Below are 23,303 nucleotides of genomic sequence, written 5' to 3'. Positions count from 1 at the left end.
TTACATTCCGAACCCGGAAGCTAAGCCTCACAGCGCCGATGGTACTGCAGGGGGGACCCTGTGGGAGAGTAGGACGCCGCCGAACAATCATTCCAAAAAGACCCCCTCCCATTTGGGAGGGGGTCTTTTTGCGTTAACGTCTCCCCAGCAAACCAGCTCGGTGGAGAGGCGCGATCCGTTGCAGAACCTGACCCTTACCTGGCAGTCCGCCGGGGGCGCCGCGGTCGCTCTCTACGGGGGGGCGTACGCGGCTTCCCGGGTTCGGCGGGCCCCGCTTTCGGCGCTGCTGCGGGAAGCCGGCACGTTGCTGGCGCTGTTCGCTCTCTGGCAGTTGGTCGGGCATCTCTCCGTGATGAGCGCCGACCACGCGCTGGACCGGGCGAGCTGGATCCACCGGACGGAGTTGGCGGTCGGCCTGCCGGACGAGGCCTCCTGGCAGGCTGCCGTCACGCCGTACCCGGTGCTGGTGAAGACGGCCAACTACTACTACGCCGCCATGCACTTCGCGGTGATGCTCGGGGTGCTGCTCTGGGTCTTCGTCCGGCATCGCGCGCGCTATACGTGGGTCCGCAACACCGTGGTGATCACGACGGCGATCTGCCTCGCCGTTCAGTTCATCCCGGTGGCGCCGCCCCGGATGCTCCCGCAGAACGGGTTCGTCGACGTGGCCGCGGAGTACGGACAGTCGGTGTACGGGGGCGCGGTGGGCGGGGTCGTGGTGGCCGCCCAGCTTTCGGCGATGCCCTCGGTGCACGTGGCGTGGTGCGTGCTGGCAGCGGTGGCGGTGATCAAGGTGTCAAGGAGTCCGCTTCGCTGGCTGATGGTGCTGCACCCGGTGCTGACCGTCGCGGTCGTGGTGGTCACGGCCAATCACTTCTGGGCGGACGGCCTGGTCGCCGTCGCGATCCTGCTGTTCGCGTACGCGGCCCAGGCCGGCGTGGCGCGCTGGTGGACCCGGCGTGCGGCGGTCAGGACGGCGGAGGGCGCCGCAGACGTGGTGGCGGGCACCCGGGCGGGCGAGCGGGCAGACGAGCAGGCAGACGAGCGGGCCTCGGCCGGAAGCTAGGCCCCGCGTCCAACGACGGCGCCCAGCGGGCGCGCGCGGGCCGGTGGGGCCGGACCTCCTGACAAGGGAGGTCCGGCCCCACCGGCGTTCAGGCCGTTACTTGACCGGGAGCGCGGCCCGGCCCCATCCGCTGTTGGTCAGCGAGGCGGTGGCCCAGTACCAGGCGGCGAGCCCGGAGGCCGCGGCGACCCAGCCGGCGAACTTGGCGAGACCACCGGAGGTGCTGAAGGTGGCGATCGCGGAGAGCACCAGCGAGACCGTCAGCAGACCGTAGACGAGCCGGCTGAACAGGCCGGACTGCCAGGAGGCGGCGGTCAGGGTGAGGGCCAGCAGGGCCCACAGCAGCAGGAACAGGCCCGCCGCGTTCTTTCCGGCACCACCGGCCGCGGACCAGGTGGCCCAGAAGGCGCCGAGGCTGGTGAAGGCCGTCCCGGTGAAGCCCTCACCGGCCCGGAGCTGCCAGATACCGGCGATGAACAGGGTGAGACCGCCGACGAGGTGGGCGAGAGAGGCTGCGTCCTTGACTCCGGTGCCACTGAAGATGCCGGTGGACAGCAGGCCGTAGGCGAGCAGTGTCAGGCCGAGCGCGAGGTAGCCGAGGTTACCCGCGTCAGCTCCGGTGGAACGGGCGTTCTGTGCCCCGGTAGCTTCATTGCTCACCGGAGGCTCCTTTCACTCTGGGCGCGCGCATGCGCAGTCAGTGCGATGAGGTGCGATGAGGCGTGTCGTGACGGGACGCGTGCCAGGACGCGTGACGATTCGCGCGGAACGCCGTGCCGAAGGCGCACGACGGGAGCGTGCGGGCGGCGGCGGTCAGGTGATGGGCCGACAGAAGGGCTGTCGGCGGAGGTCCCCTCCGGGAAGTTCCCCGGTGAGATCGGTGTACCCGGCCCCGCTCGCTTGTACCCTTGTGAATCGCACAATTTGTGGCGCTGTCAGCTGTGGAACGCTCACGATCGGCCGTCGGTCGGACCGGCTCGCTCAGCCCACCCGCTGGTTCGGCACCCGCAGGGTGAGGATCGCCATGTCGTCGGACGGCGGCTCCGGAGCGAAGCGCTCGACGGCCCGCTGCACCCGGAGGGCCACCGCTCCGGCGGTCAGCCCGGTGCAGCCGGTGAGCACCTCGGCCAGGCCGTCGTCGCCCAGCATCCGCCGCCCCTCGCGCCGTTCGGTGACCCCGTCGGTGACGCAGAGCAGGACCTCGCCGGGGGCGAGCACCAAGTGTTCGGCGGTGAGCTCGAGTTCGTCCATGACGCCGAGCAACGGCTGCGGGGTGGCGGCCCGGTCGACCCGGCCGTCGGTACGCAGACGCAGCGGCAGCGGGTGGCCGGCGCAGACCAGTGAGAGCTCGGTGCTGCCGTCCGGTCGGGGCGTCAGTTCCCCGTACAGCAGGGTGAGGAAGCGGCTGCGCGAACCCTCGTCCAGGATGGCCGCGTTGAGGCGGCTGAGGACCTGCGGGGCATCCAGGCCCTCGCGGGCGAGCAGCCGCAGCGAGTGCCGGGCGAGGCCGGTGACGGAGGCCGCCTCGGGGCCGGTGCCGCAGACATCGCCGATGGCGAAACCGTAGGTGCCCTCGCGGATGGTGAAGAGGTCGTAGAAGTCGCCGCCGACCTCGTTGCCCTCGCCGGCGGCCTGGTAGTAGACGTCGACCTCGACGCCGGGGATCTCGGGGAGCTCCGGTGGCAGCAGGCTGCGCTGCAGGGCCTGGCTGGTGGCGGTCCGCTCGGAGTACAGCCGGGAGTTGTCGAGCGCGAGGGCGGCCCGGCGGGAGAGGTCCTCGGCGAGTTCGAGGATCTCCTGGCGGAACCGGACTCCGGCCGGGGTGCCGAGGGCGAGCAGCCCGATGACCCGGTTGCGGGCGGTGAGCGGCAGGACCACCGTTTCGCCGAGCAGGCCGGAGAGTTCGGGGTGGTCGGTGAGCCCGCTGGCGCGCGCGGTCTCGACCGGGGCGGGCCAGAAGCGGACGCCGTGGGTGGGGCCGGAGTCCGGGGCGGGGGTCTTGTCGAGGAGAGCGCGCAGCGGGTCGATGCGGTCCTCGTCCTCGTGCAGCACGAAGGCGAGCGAGGCCGGTGCGCCGTGGTCGCCGTTGGTGTAGACGGCGCACCAGGCGGCGAGGGTGGGGACGGCCATCTGGGCCATCAGCGCGAGGGTCTGCTCGTGCTCCAGGGTGCCGGCCAGCAGGTCGGAGGCCTCGACGAGGAAGGAGAGCGAGCCGCGGCGCAGCCGTTCGAGCTCGGTCAGCCGGGTGCTCTCGACGGCGAGGGCGACCCGGTCGGCGGCGAACTGCAGACGCAGCGCGTCCTCGTTGTCGTACCGGCCGGGCGCGGTGGTCGCGATGCCGAGGGAGCCGATCAACCGGCCCTCGACCTTGAGCGGGACGGTGAGCAGTGAGCGCATGCCGCTGCCGGCGAGGACCGGCAGCGCGGTGGGCCGGGTGCTGAGGTCCTCGTGGACGGAGGGCAGGCGGGCGGAGTCGTAACGGGTGCCGCTCTCGACCGGGAAGCGGATGGGGCGGCGGTGGCCGATGGTGAGGCCGGCGGCGGCGCGGACCTCGAACTCGGTCTCGTCGTCGCTGGTGAGCAGCAGGTAGGCGGCATCGGCGTCGAGCAGGTCCCGGGCGCGTTCGACGGTGCGCTGGAGCAGGGTGTCGAGGTCCTCGGCGACGACGGGACCGGCGAGCAGGTCGAGCCGGCCGCCGGTGGGGTCGTTCTTGTCGCCGGGCAGTGCGCGGGCGGGGGAGCGGAGTACCGCGCGGTCGGGTTCGAGGACGAGCAGACAGAGGGTGGAGGGGACGCCCTCGGTGTCGCGGACGCGGACCTGGAGGCCGTAGACGTCGACGATCCGGTCGTCCGGGCAGCGCAGGCCGAAGCTGCCCTCCCAGCGGGCCAGGCGGAGCGTCTCGGCGAGGCCCAGCCCGATGCCGGGGGACTGCGGCCAGGCGGCGAGATCGGCCCAGGGACGGCCGAGCACGGTGTCGGCGGGGTGCTCGAAGAGGGCCTCGGCGTCCGGGTTCCAGGCCAGGACGCAGCCGTCGTCGTCGAGCTGCACGACGGCGACGTGCACCGGGCCCGGGCTGCTGGGCAGCTCGCTGCCGGGGGTCGCGGGTACCGCGTAGCGGGTGCCGGCCACCTGGTCGGGCAGGGCGAGGCGGAACCAGACGGTCTTGCAGCCGGCCGCGTACTCGACGCCCCAGCGCTCGGCGAGGGCGGAGCACATCAGCAGGCCGCGGCCGCCCTCGCCGTCGGGGTCGGCGTAGCGGTCGGAGGCGGTGACGGGGACGTCGGCGAAGGACGGCAGGCCGCGTTCGGGGTGGTGGTCGGTGACCTCGATCCGGACGCTCGCGTCCTCCCTGAGACAGCAGACCTCGGCGGCGGTGCCGGCGTGCACGACGGCGTTGGTGACGAGTTCGCTGACCAGCACCACCGCGTCGTCCACGACTTCGGGCAGTCCCCAGCCCAGTAGCGCGTCCCGCACGAAGCCGCGGGCGGCGCCGGCCGAGCGGCCGACGGGTTCGAAGGTGGCGGCTGCGCGCGCGGTGACCACGTTGCCACTTCTCCTCTGCTCTGGCCTGGGCTGTCCGGGTGCGGCGCCGACTCCCCGTGCGCGCCGGCGGGTGAGCGGCGGCGCTGGGTCGGGTCGTGGTCCGGTGCAGCGCCCCACCCTACTTTCCGGTTGGTTCCCCGTGGGGGCGGGGCGTCGAAACAGGCACCTGAGGGTGATTCTGACCACCTGTTTCGGCCGGTGCGGTACCAACAGAGCGCAACCAGCCGTATACCCGCCGCCAGTGCTGCCAGACTGGGGGGTCCGCGACGGCCGGTCGGAGCAGTACGGTCGGTGTGGATGCCGGTGGGCCGTGAGCGGTCGCCGGGACGCTGTTGCGCCGGGCCGGTGCCCGGAGCCGGGCCCTGGAGCGGGCGCGGACGGTCACCGGACAGTTCACGATGTGGGAGGGGCCCGTTGAGTTCGGCCACCAAGGACGCAACCGGTACGACGCCGCCCGCCCCGCGCGGCGGGCGGTCCGGGACCGCGCCGCGGAGCGCGGTCGGCCGGCGAGCGAGCCACAACCGGGGAGCCGAGCCGGCCGAGTTGCGCAAGCTGCTGGCCGCGCTCACCGCGATGCGGGACGGCAACTTCAGGCGCCGGCTGATGGTGCCGGGGGACGGGCCGCTGGCGGAGATCGCCGCGGTGTTCAACGAGGTCGCCGAGCGCAACCAGCACCTGACCGGTGAGCTGGCCCGGGTCCGGCGTGCGGTGGGCCGGGAGGGCCGGCTGAACGAGCGGCTGGAGACCGGCGCGGGCGAGGGTGCCTGGATGGCGGCGGTCGACAACTGCAACGCGCTGATCGACGATCTGGCCCGGCCGATGGCCGAGGTGGGCCGGGTGCTGGCCTCGATCGCCGAGGGCGACCTGGACCAGAAGATGGAGCTGCGCTCGCTGCACAGCAACGGGGTGAGCCACCCGCTGCGCGGCGAGTACCTGAAGATCGGCCGGACCGTCAACGGGCTGGTGGACCAGCTGTCGGAGTTCACCGACGAGGTGACCCGGGTGGCGATCGAGGTCGGCACCGAGGGCAAGCTGGGCGGCCAGGCCAAGGTGCGCAGCGTCTCGGGCAGTTGGAAGGACCTCGCCGATTCGGTCAACACCATGGCCGGTCGGCTGACCGCGCAGGTGCGCAACATCGCCCAGGTGACGACCGCGGTGGCCAAGGGCGATCTGTCGCGCAAGGTCACGGTCGAGGTGGCCGGCGAGATGCTGGAGCTGAAGAACACCGTCAACACGATGGTCGACCAGCTCAACTCCTTTGCCGCGCAGGTGACCACGGTGGCCCGGGACGTGGGGACCGAGGGCCGGCTGGGTGGCCAGGCGCGGGTGCCGGGCGTCGCCGGGGTCTGGCGGGACCTGACCGACTCGGTGAACTTCATGGCCGACAACCTGACCGGTCAGGTGCGCAATATCGCCCAGGTGACCACGGCGGTGGCGCGCGGCGATCTGTCGCAGAAGATCCAGGTGGACGCCAGGGGCGAGATCCTGGAGCTGAAGAACACCATCAACACGATGGTGGACCAGCTCTCCGGGTTCGCCGAACAGGTGACCAGGGTGGCCCGCCAGGTGGGTACCGAGGGGCGGCTGGGCGGCCAGGCACAGGTGCCCGGCGCGGCCGGGGTCTGGCGGGACCTGACCGACAACGTCAACTTCATGGCGAACAACCTCACCGATCAGGTGCGGAACATCGCGCAGGTGACGACCGCGGTCGCCAAGGGCGATCTGTCGCAGAAGATCCAGGTGGACGCCAGGGGCGAGATCCTGGAGCTGAAGAACACCATCAACACGATGGTGGACCAGCTGGGGGCCTTCGCGGACGAGGTGACCAGGGTCGCCCGGGACGTCGGTACCGAGGGCATCCTCGGCGGCCAGGCGAATGTGCCGGGGGTGTCCGGCACCTGGAAGGACCTGACGAACAGCGTCAACCTGATGGCCAACAACCTGACCAGCCAGGTCCGCAACATCGCCGAGGTGACCACCGCGGTGGCCCGCGGGGACGTGTCGAAGAAGATCACCGTCGATGCCCGCGGCGAGATCCTGGAGCTGGTCACCACCGTGAACACGATGGTCGACCAGCTCTCGGCGTTCGCCGACGAGGTCACCCGGGTGGCCCGCGAGGTGGGCACCGAGGGGATCCTGGGCGGTCAGGCCAGGGTGCGCGGGGTGTCGGGCATCTGGAAGGACCTGACCGACAACGTCAACTTCATGGCGTCCAATCTGACCAGCCAGGTGCGGAACATCGCCGAGGTCGCCACCGCGGTGGCCCGCGGTGACCTCTCCAAGAAGATCACCATCGACGCGCAGGGCGAGGTCGCGGCGCTCGCCGGCACCCTGAACACCATGGTCGACCAGCTCTCCGCGTTCGCGGTGGAGGTGACCCGGGTCGCCCGCGAGGTGGGGACCGACGGCACCCTGGGCGGTCAGGCGGGGGTGCCGGGCGTGGCCGGTATCTGGAAGGACCTGACCGACAACGTCAACCTGATGGCCAACAACCTGACCGGTCAGGTCCGCAACATCGCGCTGGTGATCACGGCGGTCGCCCGGGGCGATCTCTCGCAGAAGATCGACGTCGACGCGCGGGGCGAGATCCTGGAGCTGAAGACCAGCATCAACACCATGGTCGACCAGCTCGGCTCGTTCGCCGACGAGGTCACCCGGGTGGCCCGCGAGGTGGGCACCGACGGGCGGCTCGGCGGCCAGGCCAGGGTGCCCGGGGTGGACGGCACCTGGCAGGACCTCACCGAGTCGGTGAACGAGCTGGCCAACAACCTGACCCGGCAGGTACGCGCGATCGCGCAGGTCGCCACGGCCGTGACCAGGGGCGACCTCAGCCTGCGGATCGACGTGGACGCCGCCGGAGAGCTCGACGAGCTCAAGGACAACATCAACCAGATGATCGCCAACCTGCGCGAGACCACCCGCACCAACCAGGAGCAGGACTGGCTGAAGACCAACCTGGCCCGGATCTCCGGCCTGCTGCAGGGCCGCCGGGACCTGGAGGCGGTCGCCTCGCTGATCATGACCGAGCTGACCCCGGTGGTCTCCGCCCAGCACGGCGCGTTCTTCCTCGCCCAGCCGGCCGGCCGGACCGCCGAACTGATCACCGAGGACGACGACGAGAACGACACCGTGATGCGTCTGATCGGCAGCTACGGCTACCAGCGGCGGGCGATGCCCACGACGTTCCGGCCCGGTGAGTCGCTGATCGGCCAGGCGGCGGTGGAGAAGCGGCCGATCATCCTCAAGGAGGCGCCTCCCGGGTATCTCAAGATCGCCTCGGGCCTCGGCGAGGCCTCACCGGCCCACATCGTGGTGCTGCCGGTGCTGTTCGAGGGCCGGCTGCTGGGCGTGATCGAGCTGGCCACCTTCAGCTCCTTCACCACCGTCGCGCTGGACTTCCTCAACCAGATCGCCGACCTGATCGGCGTCACCGTCAACACCATCAGCGTCAACACCAAGACCGAGGGCCTGCTGCTGGAGTCCCAGCGGCTGACCGCCGAACTCTCGATGAGGTCCGCCGAGTTGGAGGCGCGTCAGGAGGAGCTGGAGCGCACCAACGAGGAGTTGCAGGAGAAGGCCGAGCAACTCGCCCAGCAGAACCGTGACATCGAGATCAAGAACAGCGAGATCGAGGAAGCCCGGCAGGTCCTGGAGGAGCGCGCCGAGCAGCTCGCCCTGGCCTCCCGTTACAAGAGCGAGTTCCTCGCCAACATGTCGCACGAGCTGCGCACCCCGCTCAACTCGCTGCTGATCCTCGCCAAGCTGCTCTCCGACAACAACGAGGGCAACCTCTCGCCCAAGCAGGTCGAGTTCGCCGACACCATCCACGGCGCCGGATCCGACCTGCTCCAACTGATCAACGACATCCTGGACCTCTCCAAGGTCGAGGCGGGCAAGATGGACGTCCGCCCGGCCAGGATCGCCCTGGTCCAGCTGGTCGACTACGTGGAGGCCACCTTCCAGCCGGTCGCGCTGGACAAGAACCTCGACTTCGCGGTCCGGGTCTCGCCCGCCCTGCCGGTCACCCTGCACACCGACGAGCAGCGGCTCCAGCAGGTGCTGCGCAACCTGATCTCCAACGCGGTCAAGTTCACCGACAGCGGCGCCGTCGACTTCTCGATCAGCCCGGCCGGCCCCGACGTCCCGCAGCACGTCCGCGAGCGACTGCTGGAGGCCGGCGCGATCGCCGGCCCGGACGACGAGCTGATCGCCTTCTCGGTCTCCGACACCGGCATCGGCATCCCCGACAACAAGCTGCGGGAGATCTTCGAGGCGTTCAAGCAGGCCGACGGCACCACCAGTCGCAAGTACGGCGGCACCGGCCTCGGGCTCTCCATCAGCCGGGAGATCGCCCGGCTGCTCGGCGGCGAGATCCACGCCGAGAGCGAGCTCGGCAAGGGGTCCACCTTCACGCTGTACCTGCCCCTGCGCACCGAGGCCCCGGGCACCGCCGCCCCGCAGCAGGCGGTGCCGAACGCCCCGGCGGTCCGCGCCTCGGTCGCCGTGACGCCGGCCGGCATGCCCGTGCCGGTCGGCGAGAACCCGGCCGACCACTGGGCCCAGGAGGTCCGCGAACTCGCGGAGGAACGCCGCCGCGGCGCCGTCGAACGCCGCCGGGCCGCGGCCCTGGAGCCGCCCGCCGACGGCCGCCTGCCGGAGCCCGGCCCGGCGCCCCGCCACGGCGGCCGGTCGGACACCCGTTTCGACGGCGAGCAGGTGCTGATCGTGGACGACGACGTCCGCAACGTCTTCGCCCTCACCAGCGTGCTGGAGCAGCACGGCCTGACCGTGCTCTACGCCGAGAACGGCCGTGAGGGCATCGAGATGCTGGAGCAGCACGAGAACGTGGCGCTGGTCCTGATGGACATCATGATGCCGGAGATGGACGGCTACGCGACCACCGAGGCGATCCGCCGGATGCCCCAGTTCGCCGGTCTGCCGATCATCGCGCTGACCGCCAAGGCGATGAAGGGCGACCGCGAGAAGTCGTTGGAGGCCGGCGCCACCGACCACATCACCAAGCCGGTCGAGACCGACCACCTGCTCGCGGTGATGCACCAGCGCCTGCACCGCGACTGACCGCGGTCCCACCCGGGGGCGTGAACCCCGGAGCGGGCTCCGGTCTTCGCGCCAGCCCGGGGGCCGGGTTGCTGGCGGGGAGGGGCGGGAACCCGGTAGGGTCACCGATCGTTGCGAACAGTGACCACATGGCGACTCGCTGCTGAGCGTGCGCCGGTGCACTGGGTGCGCGCCGCTCCGGATCATTCTGCGACGGAGCGATGTGCCGGGCGAGGGGGTGCGGCTAGCATGACCGGGGTAGTGGTGGGCAATACGCGGGTGCCTTCCCCAGGCAGGCAGGCGACAGGAGGGCGGGTCGTAATGCAGAAGGCGAAGATCCTCCTGGTCGACGACCGGCCGGAGAACCTGCTGGCGCTGGAGGCGATCCTCTCGGCGCTGGACCAGACGCTGGTGCGCGCGGCGTCGGGGGAGGAGGCGCTCAAGGCGCTGCTCACCGACGATTTCGCGGTGATCCTGCTGGACGTCCAGATGCCCGGGATGGACGGCTTCGAGACGGCCGCGCACATCAAGCGGCGCGAGCGTACCCGGGACATCCCGATCATCTTCCTGACCGCGATCAACCACGGGCCGCACCACACCTTCCGCGGCTACGCGGCCGGTGCGGTGGACTACATCTCCAAGCCGTTCGACCCGTGGGTGCTGCGCGCCAAGGTCTCCGTCTTCGTCGACCTCTACATGAAGAACTGCCAGCTGAAGGAGCAGGCCGCGCTGTTGCGCCTGCAACTGGAGGCGGGTGGCCAGTCGACCCTCGGCGGCGCGCTGCTGGGCGAGCTGTCGGCGCGGCTGGCCTCGGTCGAGGAGCAGGCCGAGGCGCTCGGCAAGCAGCTGGACACCACCGAGGACGCGGGCGTGGCAGCCACCGCGGCACACCTGGAGCGCAAGCTGGCCGGCCTGCGGCGTGCGCTGGAGGCGATGCGCCCCGGCGCCGAGTAGCCGCCGGACTGCTTTCACTCTTTCGGGTGAAAGTGGATCAGGGTGACGGTGTGTCTGCGACACGTCCGGCACCCCGGCTCGGACACATGTGCACAGGTGGCCGACCCCGGTAGGCTGCTGAACCATGGCCACACGTACGCCCGGAAGCGCGGCACGCAACTCGAGTCCGGGACCGTCCAAGAAGGCCGCGGCGAAGGCTCCGGCCAAGCCGCCCGCGAAGAAGACGGCCGCCAGGAAGCCCGCTCCGGCGAAGAAGGCGGCGGCCAAACCCGCCCCCGCACCGCCCCCGCAGCAGCCCTTCCTCTTCCGCGCCGTCCGGTTCGTCTGGCTCGGCCTGGCGAACGGGCTCGGCGCGATCTTCCGCGGTTTCGGCGACGGCGCCAAGAACCTGCACCCGGAGCACCGCAGGGACGGACTGGCCCTGCTGCTCTTCGCGCTCGCGCTGGTCACCGCCGCCGGCACCTGGTTCAGCCCGCAGGGCTGGCTCGGTGAGGCGGCCACCAACGTGGTGTCCGGGCTCTTCGGCCGGCTGGACGTGCTGGTGCCGTTCCTGCTGGCGGCGGTCGCGATCCGGTTGATGCGCCACCCGGAACTGCCGGAGGCCAACGGGCGGATCATGATCGGCCTGAGCGCGCTGGTGGTCGGCGTGCTCGGCCTGGTCCACATCGGCTGCGGCGCGCCCATGATGGGCAGCGGCGCGACCCGGATAAGGACGGCCGGCGGCATCGTCGGCTGGGCCGTCTCCACCCCGATGATGGCGGCCGCCGGGCCGCCGCTGGCGGTACCGCTGCTCCTGCTGCTGGCCTTCTTCGGCCTGCTGGTCACCACCGCGACCCCGGTCAAGCGCATCCCCGAGCGGCTGCGCGGCGTCGGCGTGCGGCTCGGCGTGGTCGAGCCCGGGCCGCAGGACGAACTGGGCGAGGGGCGTACGCCGGAGCGTGAGCTGTCCACCGAGCCGCCCGAGGACGCGGACCCCTCGGCGCTGCCCTTCACCGTGGACACCGACGGTGACAGCCCGGGGGACGAGGTCGCCGCCCGCCGGCGCCGCCGACGGCGGAAGCAGCCGGACGAGCAGGAGGCCGCCGCCGTCCCCGACATGTTCGCGAAGGACCTGGACGACCCGTACGCGACCCGGAATCTCGCCGCCGGCGCGGCCGCCGACCTGGACGGCGCGCTGGTCTACGGCGTGCCCGCCTCCTCGGCGGTGGCGGACATGATGCACCAGGTCCAGGACCGCACCGCCCCGCCGGAGGAGGCCGCCGTCCCGGCCGCCCGCAGCGGCGCCCAGCCGGCGCCCGAGGAGCACGGCCCGGCGCCGGTGCGGATGGAACAGCTCCAGCTCGCCGGCGACGTCACCTACGCGCTGCCCTCGCTGGACCTGCTGGAGCGCGGCGGCCCGGCCAAGGCCCGCAGCGCCCTCAACGACGAGGTGGTGGCCCAGCTCACCGGGGTCTTCGCCGAGTTCAAGGTGGACGCCAAGGTCACCGGTTTCACCCGGGGTCCGACGGTCACCCGGTACGAGGTCGAGCTCGGCCCCGCCGTCAAGGTGGAGCGGATCACCGCGCTCGGCAAGAACATCGCGTACGCGGTGGCCAGCCCGGACGTGCGGATCATCAGCCCGATCCCCGGCAAGTCCGCGGTCGGCATCGAGATCCCCAACCGGGACCGCGAGATGGTCAACCTCGGCGACCTGCTGCGCTCGCGCACGGCCGCCGAGGACACCCATCCGATGGTCGTCGGCATGGGCAAGGACGTCGAGGGCCACACGGTGATGGCCAACCTCGCCAAGATGCCGCACATCCTGGTCGCCGGTGCGACCGGCGCGGGCAAGTCGTCCTGCATCAACTGCCTGATCACCTCGGTGCTCGTCCGGTCCACCCCGGACGAGGTCCGGATGGTGCTGGTCGACCCCAAGCGGGTCGAGCTCACCGCGTACGAGGGCATCCCGCACCTGATCACGCCGATCATCACCAATCCCAAGAAGGCCGCCGAGGCCCTCCAGTGGGTGGTGCGCGAGATGGACCTGCGCTACGACGACCTCGCCGCGTACGGCTTCCGGCACGTCGACGACTTCAACGCGGCGGTCAAGGCCGGCAAGGTCACCCCGCCGCTCGGCAGCGAGCGGGAGCTGAAGCCGTACCCGTACCTGCTGGTGATCGTCGACGAGCTGGCCGACCTGATGATGGTCGCCCCGCGTGACGTCGAGGACTCGGTGGTCCGCATCACCCAGCTCGCCCGCGCCGCCGGCATCCACCTGGTGCTGGCCACCCAGCGGCCCTCGGTGGACGTGGTCACCGGCCTGATCAAGGCCAACGTGCCGTCCCGGCTGGCCTTCGCGACCTCCGCGATGGCCGACTCCCGGGTCATCCTGGACCAGCCCGGCGCGGAGAAGCTGATCGGCAAGGGCGACGCGCTCTTCCTGCCGATGGGCGCCAGCAAGCCGATCCGCATGCAGGGCGCGTTCGTCACCGAGGCGGAGATCGCCGCGATCGTCCAGCACTGCAAGGACCAGCTGACGGCCGTCTACCGGGACGACGTGACGGTCGGCTCCGGGCCGAAGAAGGAGATCGACGAGGAGATCGGCGACGATCTGGACCTGCTGATCCAGGCCGCCGAGCTGGTGGTCTCCACCCAGTTCGGCTCCACCTCGATGCTCCAGCGCAAGCTCCGGGTCGGCTTCGCCAAGGCCGGCCGGCTGATGGACCTGATGGAGTCGCGCGGCATCGTCGGCCCGAGCGAGGGCTCCAAGGCCCGCGACGTGCTGGTCAAACCGGAGGAGCTCGACGGCGTCATCCTCACCATCCGGGGCTGATTCCGGACCGGGGACGGTGGCGACCGCCGAGGGGTGTTCACTCGTTCGGAGGAGGGTAGGCGCGGTGTGCGGGAACCGCTCGGACGCACACCGCGTCACAGGCCGGAAGCGGGCTTCCGGGAACGGCGGCCCTCGTGCTGACGGCCGGTCAGCGACCGGCCGGGCCCGGGCCGGGAAGGCCGCGCGCATTCGGGCCTGTTCCGCTTGAGAAACGAACCGTCCACGCCCCTAGACTGTTCTCCAGCAGGTGGCCATCCGCTCGAAAGGCGTGCCCCGTGACCATCGGCAAGTCCCCCGACCGCGAGAACGCCCCGACGCCCGTCCAGCCGTCCGACGGCGCGGAACCGACGGCCGATGCCGTGAGCATCGGCCGGGTGCTGTCCACCGCACGGATCGACGCCGGCCTCACGGTGGATCAGGTGAGCACCGCCACCCGGGTCCGGGTGCCGATCGTCCACGCCATCGAGGCGGACGACTTCGCCCGCTGCGGTGGTGACTTCTACGCGCGCGGTCACATCCGCCTGATCGCCCGGGCCGTCGGCGTGGACGGGGACGGGCTGGTGGCGCGGTACGACGCCGCGCACGGCGGCGCCCCCGCCGCGAAGCGGCCGACCCAGCTGATCGACAGCGGGCCGATCAAGGTGCCCGGCCGCAGCCGGCCGAACTGGACGGCGGCCATGGTCGCCGCGATCTTCGCGGTGGTCGCCCTGATCGGCTTCAACCTGGTCAGCGGCAAGACCGGCGGCTCCACCACCGGCTCCGCCAGCGCGCCGCTGCCCAGCGGTTCCGGCACCGGCTCGGTCGCCCCGGCCGCCTCGCCGAGCGTGCAGCCGCCGGCCCCGGCGCCGAGCGCCGCGGCGATCGCCGCCGTCCCGGCCGACAAGGTCACCGTGAAGCTGGTCGCCGAGAAGGACACCAGCTGGGTCTCCGCGCTGGACGGCAACGGGAAGTCGCTGTTCCAGAACAACATCGCGGAGGGCCAGGACCAGACCTTCACCGACCCCAAGCAGATCAAGCTGGTGATCGGCAACGCCGGTGCCGTGCACGTGTACGTCAACGGCAAGGATCTCGGTCCGGCGGGCAAGGACGGCCAGGTGGTGCACGTCACGTACACCCCCGGCGACCCGCAGGCGGGCTGACGGCGCGGGCCCGGTGGCCCGGTGAAGATCTGGTAATCCGAGGCGCGTGGCCTCCGGGGCGAACGGCACCGGGGGCCGCGCGTTAATCTTGGCCCTATGCCTGAACGCCGTACTGTCGCCCTTGTCACGCTCGGATGCGCCCGCAACGAGGTGGACTCCGAGGAACTCGCCGGGCGACTGGAGGCCGATGGCTGGTTGCTCGTCGACGACGCCGCCGAAGCCGACGTCGCCGTCGTCAACACCTGCGGCTTCGTCGAGGCCGCCAAGAAGGACTCCGTCGACGCCCTGCTGGAGGCCAACGACCTCAAGGGGCACGGCCGCACCCAGGCGGTCGTCGCGGTCGGCTGTATGGCCGAGCGGTACGGCAAGGAGCTGGCCGACGCGCTGCCCGAGGCGGACGGCGTGCTCGGCTTCGACGACTACTCGGACATCTCCGACCGCCTGCAGACCATCCTCTCCGGCGGCCACCACGCCCCGCACATCCCGCGCGACCGCCGCAAGCTGCTGCCGCTGAGCCCGGTCGAGCGCCAGGCCGCCGCCGCCGAGATCGCGCTGCCCGGCCACGGCGCCGCCGAGACCATCGCCGACCTTCCGGAGGGCGTCGCGCCCGCCTCCGGCCCGCGCACCCTGCGCAAGCGGCTGGACGACAACCCGGTCGCCTCGGTCAAGCTCGCCTCCGGCTGCGACCGGCGCTGCTCCTTCTGCGCCATCCCGGCCTTCCGCGGCTCGTTCATCTCCCGCCGCCCCTCCGACGTGCTGCACGAGGCCCAGTGGCTGGCCGAGCAGGGCGTCCGCGAGGTCGTGCTGGTCAGCGAGAACAACACCTCGTACGGCAAGGACCTCGGCGACATCCGCCTGCTGGAGACCCTGCTCGGCGAGATCTCCGCGCTCGACGGCATCGAGCGGGTCCGGGTCTCCTACCTGCAGCCCGCCGAGATGCGCCCCGGGCTGATCGACGCGATGACCGGCACCGCCGACGTGCTGCCCTACTTCGACCTGTCCTTCCAGCACTCGGCGCCGGCGGTGCTGCGCCGGATGCGCCGGTTCGGCAGCACCGACCAGTTCCTGGAGCTGCTCGGCACCATCCGCGGCAAGGCCCCGCAGGCCGGTGCCCGCTCCAACTTCATCGTCGGCTTCCCGGGTGAGACCGAGGAGGACTTCGCCGAGCTGGAGCGCTTCATCACCCACGCCGGCCTGGACGCGATCGGGGTCTTCGGCTACTCGGACGAGGACGGCACCGAGGCCGCGACCTACGACGGCAAGCTGTCCGAGGACGTGGTGGCGGACCGGCTGAACCGGCTGACCAGGCTCGCCGAGGAGATGACCGCCCAGCGGGCCGAGCAGCGGATCGGCAGCGAGGTCGAGGTGCTGATCGAGTCCGTGGAGGGCGATCTGGTCGAGGGCCGGGCCGCCCACCAGGCGCCCGAGACCGACGGCCTCACCACGCTCACCGGCGTCGAGGACCCCGAGGTCGGCCAGTTCTACCGGGCCCGGGTGGTCGCCAGCGAGGGCGTCGACCTGGTCGCCGAGGCGCTGGAGCAGACACGGGTCCGCCAGGCCGCGGGAGCCGGGGAATGACCAACGGGCCCGGCGCCCCGGCCGCGGCCCACCCGGACAGACCGGAGGCCGCGATGCCCCCGTTGCCGGGGATCTGGAACATCGCGAACATGCTCACGATGCTCCGGTTGCTGCTGGTGCCGGTCTTCGTGGCGCTGCTCTTCGCCGACGGGGGACACGACCCCAAGTGGCGCGCGGTGGCCTGGGCCTCGTTCGCCGTCGCGATGATCACCGATCTGTTCGACGGGGAGCTGGCCCGGCGCAAGGGCCTGGTCACCGACTTCGGCAAGATCGCCGACCCGATCGCCGACAAGGCGATCATGGGCGCGGCGCTGATCGGCCTCTCCGTGCTGGGCGACCTGCCGTGGTGGGTCACGGTGGTGATCCTGGCCCGCGAGCTCGGCATCACGCTGATGCGGTTCTGGGTGATCCGGTACGGGGTCATCCCGGCCAGCCGGGGCGGCAAGCTGAAGACGCTCACCCAGGGCATCGCCGTCGGCATGTACGTGCTGGAGCTGACCGGCTGGCTGGCCACCGCGCGGGCCGTCCTGATGGCGCTGGCGGTGCTGCTGACCATCGGCACCGCGCTGGACTACGTCGGGCAGGCGCTTCGGATGCGCCGCGAGGGGCTGGCCGCGGAGCGCGCGGGCCGGTGACGGGGGAGACCGGGGTGGACTACGAGCTGGCGGTGCGGGCGCACACCGCGCTGCGCGGGGAGGGCAGCACGGTGGCGGTCGCCGAGTCGCTGACCGGCGGGCTGCTGGCGGCCGCGCTGGTGGACGTCCCCGGGGCGTCCGCGACCTTCCGGGGCTCGGTCACCGCGTACGCGACCGAGCTGAAGGCCTCGGTGCTCGGCGTCGACGAGGGCCTGCTGGCCGTGTACGGGCCGGTCCACCCCGTGGTGGCCCGGCAGATGGCCGAGGGCGTACGACGGCTGCTGGGCGCCACGTACGGGCTCGCGACGACCGGGGTGGCCGGTCCGGAGCCGCAGGACGGGCAGCCGGTGGGCACGGTGCACCTCGCCGTCGCCGGTCCGGGGGGAACTCTGGTCAGTTCGCCACGGCTGTCGGGGGAGCGTGCCACAATCCGTCACAGGGCGGTCACCGCCGCCCTGGAGCTGCTCGTCGGGCGGCTGCCGTCCGGCCCGGCCGTGCACTGAACCCGTCGAGAGCTCCATCGAACCGAGATCTGCCGAACTGGCGTACGGGTATGGCGCAGCTGGAGGATCGTGTTACATCCAAGGGCCTGGTTGGGCAGAAACCAGGTGGCGAACGAGTTGCGCGGCGGTGGCCGGGTGCCGCAGGACGGGTCCGACGAGGGGTCCGCAGGCCCGGGAGCGACACCGAAACAGGGGAGGGGACAGCCTTGCAGCCCAGAGTGAACACGACCATGGTCCCCGCACGCGAAGCGGGCAAGGCGGTACGGTGGGGACGTGACATCTCGATCCGCAGTCCGAGGAGGGAGGCACCGATGATCCTGCTCCGTCGCCTACTGGGCGATGTACTGCGTCGGCAGCGCCAGCGCCAGGGCCGCACACTTCGCGAGGTGTCGGCAGCTGCCAGGGTTTCGCTCGGTTACCTCTCCGAGGTCGAGCGGGGGCAGAAGGAGGCCTCTTCGGAGCTGCTCTCCGCGATCTGCGACGCACTCGACGTCCGCATGTCCGAGGTCATGCGCGAGGTCAGTGACGAGCTGTCGCTCGCCGAACTTGCGTCGATGGCCACCCTCTCCGAAGGTGAACTGCTGAGGCCGGTGCTCGAACCGGTACCGCTGCCCGCCCCCGGCACCGACCGGGCGAACCTCTCGCCCAAGGCTGCCGCGATGGACGTGGTCGCCGCCTGACCTGGCCTCGACGCCCGGGCGCCTGGTGCCCGGGGCGAGCGAAGGAGGCGGTCGTGCGGAGAGCTTCGACGGCGTGCACCGAGGCCCGAATACGGCTGGGGCGAACGATTCCCCGGCCGCTTCGATGGCGCCTGGTGGTCCTGGTGGGAGGACTCTGCTGGTGGCTGTCGGCCGTCCAGGGGGAACTGGCCGACGGGGCCGTGCTGGGACTGCTCGTGGCCGGCGGCTGGGGGCTCGGTCTGATTCCGGTCCACGCGGACTGGAGTGCCACCGGACCATCCCGGCACCGAACGGGTGAGGCCGTGGCCCGGGTGGAGGCGGAACCTCCGATCGGGTGACATCAGCGACTGATTGCTTGACGAAGGCCGCGGGGTTGGCAACGACCCCGCGGCCTTCGCCGTGGCATACGGGCTCTTTACCGGTGCGGGGCCGGTGTGATTGGTGCGGCCGGTGTGGTCGGTGAGGCCTACGGTCGCAGCCGCAGGCCCCGGGGGGTGGCGTGGAAGCCGGCCTCCTCCAGGACGGCGCCCAGGGCCGAGCCCAGGGCGGGCTCGCCGTTGGCGCGCTCGACGGTGACACTGCCGAGCGCGCCCTGGCGGACCGCCGCGGCCAGGGCGGACGCCGCCGCCGCGCGGGTGGCCTCGTCCTCCGGCCAGGCCAGCAGGGACTTGCCACCGCGCTCGACGTAGAGGGCCAGCTCGCCGTCGACCAGCACCACCAGGGCGCCCGCCTTGCGGCCGGGCCGGTGCGCCCTCGCCTCCGTGGCCCCCGCAGCGGTGGGCGGCTCGGGCCAGGGCAGGGCGGCGCCGTAGGCGTTCGCCGGGTCGGCGGCGGCCAGCACCAGCAGCTGCGGCGGCTCGGCGGCGGGGCGGGCCGGCCACTCGGTGGCCCGGGCGCGCTCCAGCCGGCCGCTGACGGACCGCAGCCGGTCCGCGGCGCCCTCCATGGCGAACTGGGCGCCGCCCAGCCCCTCCACGAAGTAGCCCCGGCGGGCCCGGCCGCGCTCCTCCATCGCGGACAGCACCCGGTACACCCCGGCGAAGCCGCCCGGCACCCGCTCGGCCGCCACCGCGCCCCGGGTGAGCAGGCCGTGCCGGTCCAGCAGGCTCTGCGCCCGGGCGGTGGCCCGGACGGTCGGGTCGGCGGCGAAGGCGGGCAGCAGCGACCAGCGCCCGGCCACCGTCGGCGGGCCGCTGCGCAGGGCGCCGCCGGTGCGGCCGAAGGGGCGGCCCGCGCCGCCGTAGCGGCCGCGCGGGGTGGCCCGCGGGGCACGGTGGGCGGTGGCCCCGGCCGTCCGGGCGGAGCCGAGCAGGGCGCGCAGCGGGGCGAGGGTGTCATTGCTGACGTACCCGGCCCAGACCAGGTCCCAGAGGGCCTCGACGATCTCGGGCTCGGGGGTCTCGGTCAGGCCCTCGGCGCGCAGCCGTTCCACCAGTTGGCGGAAGAACAGGCCGTAGCCGCCGGTCAGGGCCGCCGTCACGGCGGTGTGCACGGGGGTGACGGCGGGCGGGACGGGCTCGGGGCGCAGCAGGTGGGCGTTCTCGGCGAGGTGCAGGCTGATCCAGCCGTCCGTGCCGGGCAGGGCGCCGGCACCGGACCAGCCGATCTCGCCGGCCGCCATCAGCTCGTCCAGCAGACCGGGGGAGTAGTCGGCGAGCCGGGCCGGGAGGATCAGCTTCTCCAGGGCGGAGGCGGGCAGGGCGGTGCCCTGGAGCTGTTCGACCACCCGGACCAGGCCGTCGGGGCCGCGCAGCCGGTGGCCGGCCAGGTGCTGCCACTGCGGGAGGAACGCGGCCAGCGCGCGGGGCGGTACGGGTTCGACCTCCTGGCGCAGGGCGGCCAGCGAACGGCGGCGCAGCCGGCGCAGGACCTCGGCGTCGCACCATTCGACGGTGGCGGTGTGGCCCTCGACCGGGCGGAACTCGCCCTGGACGAGGCGGCCGGTGGCGGTGAGCCGGTGCAGGGTGCCGGTGACGACGGCGGTGCCGAGACCGAAGCGGGCGGCGGCCTCGGCGGCGGTGAACGGGCCGTGGGTGCGGGCGTGCCGGGCGAGCAGGTCGCCCATCGGGTCCTTGACCGGCTCGGTGAAGGCCTCGGGGACGCCGACCGGCAGGGGGGTGCCGAGGGCGTCGCGGAGCCGTCCGGCGTCCTCGACGGCGGCCCAGCGCCGCTCTCCGGCGATCCGGACCTGGATCAGCCGCCGGGCCGCTTCGAGTTCGAGCGCCCAGAGCGGATCGGCGCCGCGGGCGGTCAGTTCGGCCTCGGTGAGCGGGCCGAGCAGGCGCAGTGCGTCGGCGACGCCCTCGGCGTCCTTGATCCGGCGCTCGGGGGTGAGGCGTTGGAGCTCGGCCTCCAGCTCGGCGAGGACCTGCGGGTCGAGCAGCTCCCGCAGCTCGGCCTGGCCGAGGAGTTCGGAGAGCAGCCGGGAGTCGAGGGCGAGGGCGGCGGCGCGGCGCTCGGCGAGCGGGGAGTCCCCCTCGTAGAGGAACTGGGCGACGTAGCCGAAGAGCAGGGAACGGGCGAACGGGGAGGGCTCGGGGGTGGTGACCTCGACCACGCGGACCGCGCGGGATTCGAGGTCCGCCATCAGCTCGACCAGACCGGGGACGTCGAAGACGTCCTGGAGGCACTCCCGGACGGCCTCCAGCACGATCGGGAAGGATCCGTACTCGGAGGCCACCTCGAGGAGTTGGGCGGCGCGCTGGCGCTGCTGCCAGAGCGGGGTGCGCTTGCCGGGGCTGCGCCGGGGGAGCAGCAGGGCGCGGCCGGCGCACTCACGGAAGCGGGAGGCGAACAGGGCGGAGCCGCCGACCTGGTCGGTGACGAGCTGCTCGATCTCGCCGGGGTCGAACAGCGCGGCGTCGGCGCCGACCGGGGCGTCGTCCGGTGAACTCGCCCGCTCCGGCGGCTCCATGGGGAAGTCGAGCAGGTCGGCGTCGGGGAGGCGGAGCACGATGCCGTCGTCGGCGTGCATGACCTGCGGGTCGAGGCCGTGCTTCTCGCGCAGCCGGGCGGCGAGGGCGAGCGCCCAGGGGGCGTGCACCTGCGCGCCGAAGGGGGAGTGGATGACGATCCGCCAGTCGCCGAGTTCGTCGCGGAAGCGCTCGACCACGATGGTGCGGTCGTCCGGGAGGTGGCCGCAGGCGGTGCGCTGTTCGGCGAGGTAGGCGAGCAGATTGGCGGCGGCCCAGTCGTCCAGACCGGCCTGCTGGAGCCGGGCGGTGGCGGCCTCGGGCGGGAGGGCGCCGAGTTCGCGGGTGAACGCGCCCAGGGCGCGGCCGAGTTCGAGCGGGCGGCCGAGGGTGTCGCCCTTCCAGAACGGGAGCCGGCCGGGGATCCCGGGGGCGGGGGTGACCAGCACCTTGTCGTGGGTGATCTCCTCGATCCGCCAGGAGGTGGTGCCGAGGGTGAAGACGTCCCCGACGCGGGACTCGTAGACCATCTCCTCGTCGAGCTCTCCGACCCGGCCGCCGCCCTTCCTGCCCGCTTTCGCCTCGGATGCGGCGGAGCCGGCGATGAAGACGCCGAACAGGCCGCGGTCGGGGATGGTGCCGCCGGAGGTGACGGCGAGCCGCTGGGCGCCGGGGCGGCCGGTGACGGTGCCCGCCACGCGGTCCCAGACCAGGCGGGGGCGGAGTTCGGCGAAGGCGTCCGACGGGTAGCGGCCGGCCAGCATGTCGAGGACGGCGTCGAAGGCGGACTGCGGGAGGGTGGCGAACGGCGCGGCCCGGCGGACCAGGGCGAGCAGGTCGTCCACCGGCCAGGTGTCCAGGGCCGTCATGGCGACCAGCTGCTGGGCGAGCACGTCCAGTGGGTTGCGCGGGATGCGCAGCGCCTCGATCCGCCCGGCCCGCATCCGTTCGGTGACCACCGCGGACTGCACCAGATCGCCCCGGTACTTGGGGAAGAAGACGCCGGTGGAGACGGCGCCGACCTGGTGGCCGGCCCGGCCGACCCGTTGGAGGCCGGAGGCGACCGAGGGCGGGGACTCCACCTGGACGACCAGCTCGACCGCGCCCATGTCGATGCCGAGTTCCAGGCTGGAGGTGGCGACCACGGCGGGCAGCCGGCCGGCCTTCAGCTCCTCCTCGACGAGCGCGCGCTGCTCCTTGGAGACCGAGCCGTGGTGCGCCCGGGCGAGGAGGGGCGGGGCGCCCTTGGCGGTGCCGGATTCGGCCATCAGCTGGGCGGGGGCGTGGGATTCGGGCAGGGGCTCGCCGACGGCGCGCTCGTAGGCGATCTCGTTGAGCCGGTTGCAGAGGCGCTCGGCGAGCCGGCGGGAGTTGGCGAAGACGATGGTGGAGCGGTGGGCCTGGACGAGGTCGACGATCCGCTCCTCGACATGCGGCCAGATGGAGGCCTGCCGGGCCGGGTCGGTGTCGGTGGGGGCACCTCCCGGCCGCGAGGCCGGGGGACCGCCGCCGGTGGCGGGGGCGGTGGGCAGGTCGTCCAGGTCGGGGACGGGGACGACCACCGAGAGGTCGAACTCCTTGGCGGCGGCGGGCTGGACGACGGTGGCGCCGCGCCGGGGGCTGAGGAAGCGGGCCACCTCCTCGACCGGGCGGACGGTGGCGGACAGGCCGATCCGGCGGGCCGGGCGCTCCAGCAGCTCGTCCAGCCGCTCCAGGCTGAGGGCGAGGTGGGCGCCGCGCTTGGTGCCGACGACGGCGTGCACCTCGTCGAGGATCACCGTGTCGATGCCGCGCAGGGCCTCCCGGGAGGCGCTGGTGAGCAGGAGGAAGAGCGACTCGGGGGTGGTGATCAGGATGTCCGGCGGGTGGGTGGTGAAGCGGCGGCGGTCGGCGGCGGGGGTGTCGCCGGAGCGGATGCCGACCTGGACCTCGGGCTCGGGCAGGCCGAGCCGGACGGCGGCCTGGCGCAGGCCGGTCAGCGGTGCGCGCAGGTTCCGCTCGACGTCGACGGCGAGGGCCTTGAGCGGGGAGATGTAGAGGACCCGGCAGCGGCGCTTGGGTTCGGCCGGGGGCGGGGTGGTGCTGAGCCGGTCCAGGGCGGAGAGGAACGCGGCGAGGGTCTTGCCGGAGCCGGTGGGGGCGACCACCAGGACGTCGGTCTCCTGCCGGATGGCGTGCCAGGCCTCGGCCTGGGCGGTGGTGGGCGCGGTGAAGGCCCCCGTGAACCAGGCCCGGGTGGCCGGGGCGAATCCGGCCAGCGGATCGGCCGGGGGGCCGGCGGGCGACGGGGTCCGGGTCTGGGGTGCCATGCCCCCATGGTGCCCGGTGGCACTGACAAGGGAGCCGTGGTGGGGCGGTCGCGGCTGTGCCGTCCGGAAGAGCCAAAAAGGCAAAACAGACAATCCGCTCCTATGGTGATTATT

12 protein-coding genes and 1 rRNA gene are annotated in these 23,303 nt (G+C 72.6%); 10 read left to right on the top strand and 3 right to left on the bottom strand.

Annotated elements, in window-relative coordinates:
- Together rrf and AB0P06_RS21600 are read left to right on the top strand one after the other, a co-directional pair.
- Window positions 1-85, top strand: a 5S ribosomal RNA gene (rrf, locus tag AB0P06_RS21605); the annotation flags it as partial.
- A gap of 75 nt (window positions 86-160) precedes the next feature.
- On the top strand, window positions 161-1,066 hold the full coding sequence (locus AB0P06_RS21600; protein WP_363609626.1) for a phosphatase PAP2 family protein: 906 nt from the start codon (window positions 161-163) through the stop codon (window positions 1,064-1,066).
- 96 nt (window positions 1,067-1,162) lie between these two features.
- On the opposite strand, the gene AB0P06_RS21595 is transcribed toward AB0P06_RS21600, so the two are convergent.
- Together AB0P06_RS21595 and AB0P06_RS21590 are read right to left on the bottom strand one after the other, a co-directional pair.
- Entirely contained in the window at window positions 1,163-1,726 is a 564-nt protein-coding gene (locus AB0P06_RS21595) for an acetate uptake transporter (RefSeq protein ID WP_363609624.1), read from the bottom strand.
- A 321-nt stretch (window positions 1,727-2,047) separates the two neighbouring features.
- Window positions 2,048-4,609, bottom strand: a complete 2,562-nt coding sequence (locus AB0P06_RS21590; protein ID WP_363609622.1) for a SpoIIE family protein phosphatase — start codon at window positions 4,607-4,609, stop codon at window positions 2,048-2,050.
- Window positions 4,610-5,152: 543 nt separating this feature from the next.
- Between AB0P06_RS21590 and AB0P06_RS21585 the strand changes: the two genes are divergently transcribed.
- The 8 genes from AB0P06_RS21585 to AB0P06_RS21550 all read left to right on the top strand — a co-directional run bounded on the left by AB0P06_RS21585 (window position 5,153) and on the right by AB0P06_RS21550 (window position 17,968).
- Window positions 5,153-9,688, top strand: a complete 4,536-nt coding sequence (locus AB0P06_RS21585) for a HAMP domain-containing protein (protein ID WP_363609638.1) — start codon at window positions 5,153-5,155, stop codon at window positions 9,686-9,688.
- Between the two features lie 300 nt (window positions 9,689-9,988).
- Window positions 9,989-10,621 carry a response regulator gene (locus tag AB0P06_RS21580; RefSeq protein ID WP_363609620.1) on the top strand — a complete coding sequence of 211 codons (633 nt, stop codon included), beginning with the start codon at window positions 9,989-9,991 and terminating at the stop codon, window positions 10,619-10,621.
- 124 nt (window positions 10,622-10,745) lie between these two features.
- Window positions 10,746-13,433, top strand: a complete 2,688-nt coding sequence (locus AB0P06_RS21575; protein WP_363609618.1) for a DNA translocase FtsK — start codon at window positions 10,746-10,748, stop codon at window positions 13,431-13,433.
- 275 nt (window positions 13,434-13,708) lie between these two features.
- Complete coding sequence (locus AB0P06_RS21570) at window positions 13,709-14,572, top strand: RodZ domain-containing protein (protein ID WP_363609616.1); 864 nt, start codon at window positions 13,709-13,711, stop codon at window positions 14,570-14,572.
- Window positions 14,573-14,668: 96 nt separating this feature from the next.
- The gene (rimO, locus tag AB0P06_RS21565; protein WP_363609614.1) at window positions 14,669-16,150 is read left to right on the top strand and encodes a 30S ribosomal protein S12 methylthiotransferase RimO; all 1,482 of its coding nucleotides are present in this window, start codon (window positions 14,669-14,671) and stop codon (window positions 16,148-16,150) included.
- Window positions 16,147-16,785, top strand: coding sequence for a CDP-diacylglycerol--glycerol-3-phosphate 3-phosphatidyltransferase (gene pgsA, locus AB0P06_RS21560; protein WP_363609612.1), 639 nt, complete (start codon window positions 16,147-16,149; stop codon window positions 16,783-16,785). Before rimO ends, pgsA begins: the two co-directional genes overlap by 4 nt.
- Window positions 16,786-16,811: 26 nt before the next feature.
- Window positions 16,812-17,288, top strand: a complete 477-nt coding sequence (locus AB0P06_RS21555; protein ID WP_363609636.1) for a CinA family protein — start codon at window positions 16,812-16,814, stop codon at window positions 17,286-17,288.
- 311 nt (window positions 17,289-17,599) lie between these two features.
- Complete coding sequence (locus AB0P06_RS21550) at window positions 17,600-17,968, top strand: helix-turn-helix transcriptional regulator (protein ID WP_363609610.1); 369 nt, start codon at window positions 17,600-17,602, stop codon at window positions 17,966-17,968.
- Between the two features lie 466 nt (window positions 17,969-18,434).
- On the opposite strand, the gene AB0P06_RS21545 is transcribed toward AB0P06_RS21550, so the two are convergent.
- The gene (locus AB0P06_RS21545; RefSeq protein ID WP_363609608.1) at window positions 18,435-23,189 is read right to left on the bottom strand and encodes an ATP-dependent helicase; all 4,755 of its coding nucleotides are present in this window, start codon (window positions 23,187-23,189) and stop codon (window positions 18,435-18,437) included.
- Window positions 23,190-23,303 lie beyond the last annotated feature (114 nt).

It is taken from the genome of Kitasatospora sp. NPDC088351, assembly GCF_040685575.1.
GTDB lineage: Bacteria > Actinomycetota > Actinomycetes > Streptomycetales > Streptomycetaceae > Kitasatospora.
The sequence above is the reverse complement of the archived record's forward strand: the minus strand, read 5'-3'. Positions and strand labels throughout refer to the sequence as shown.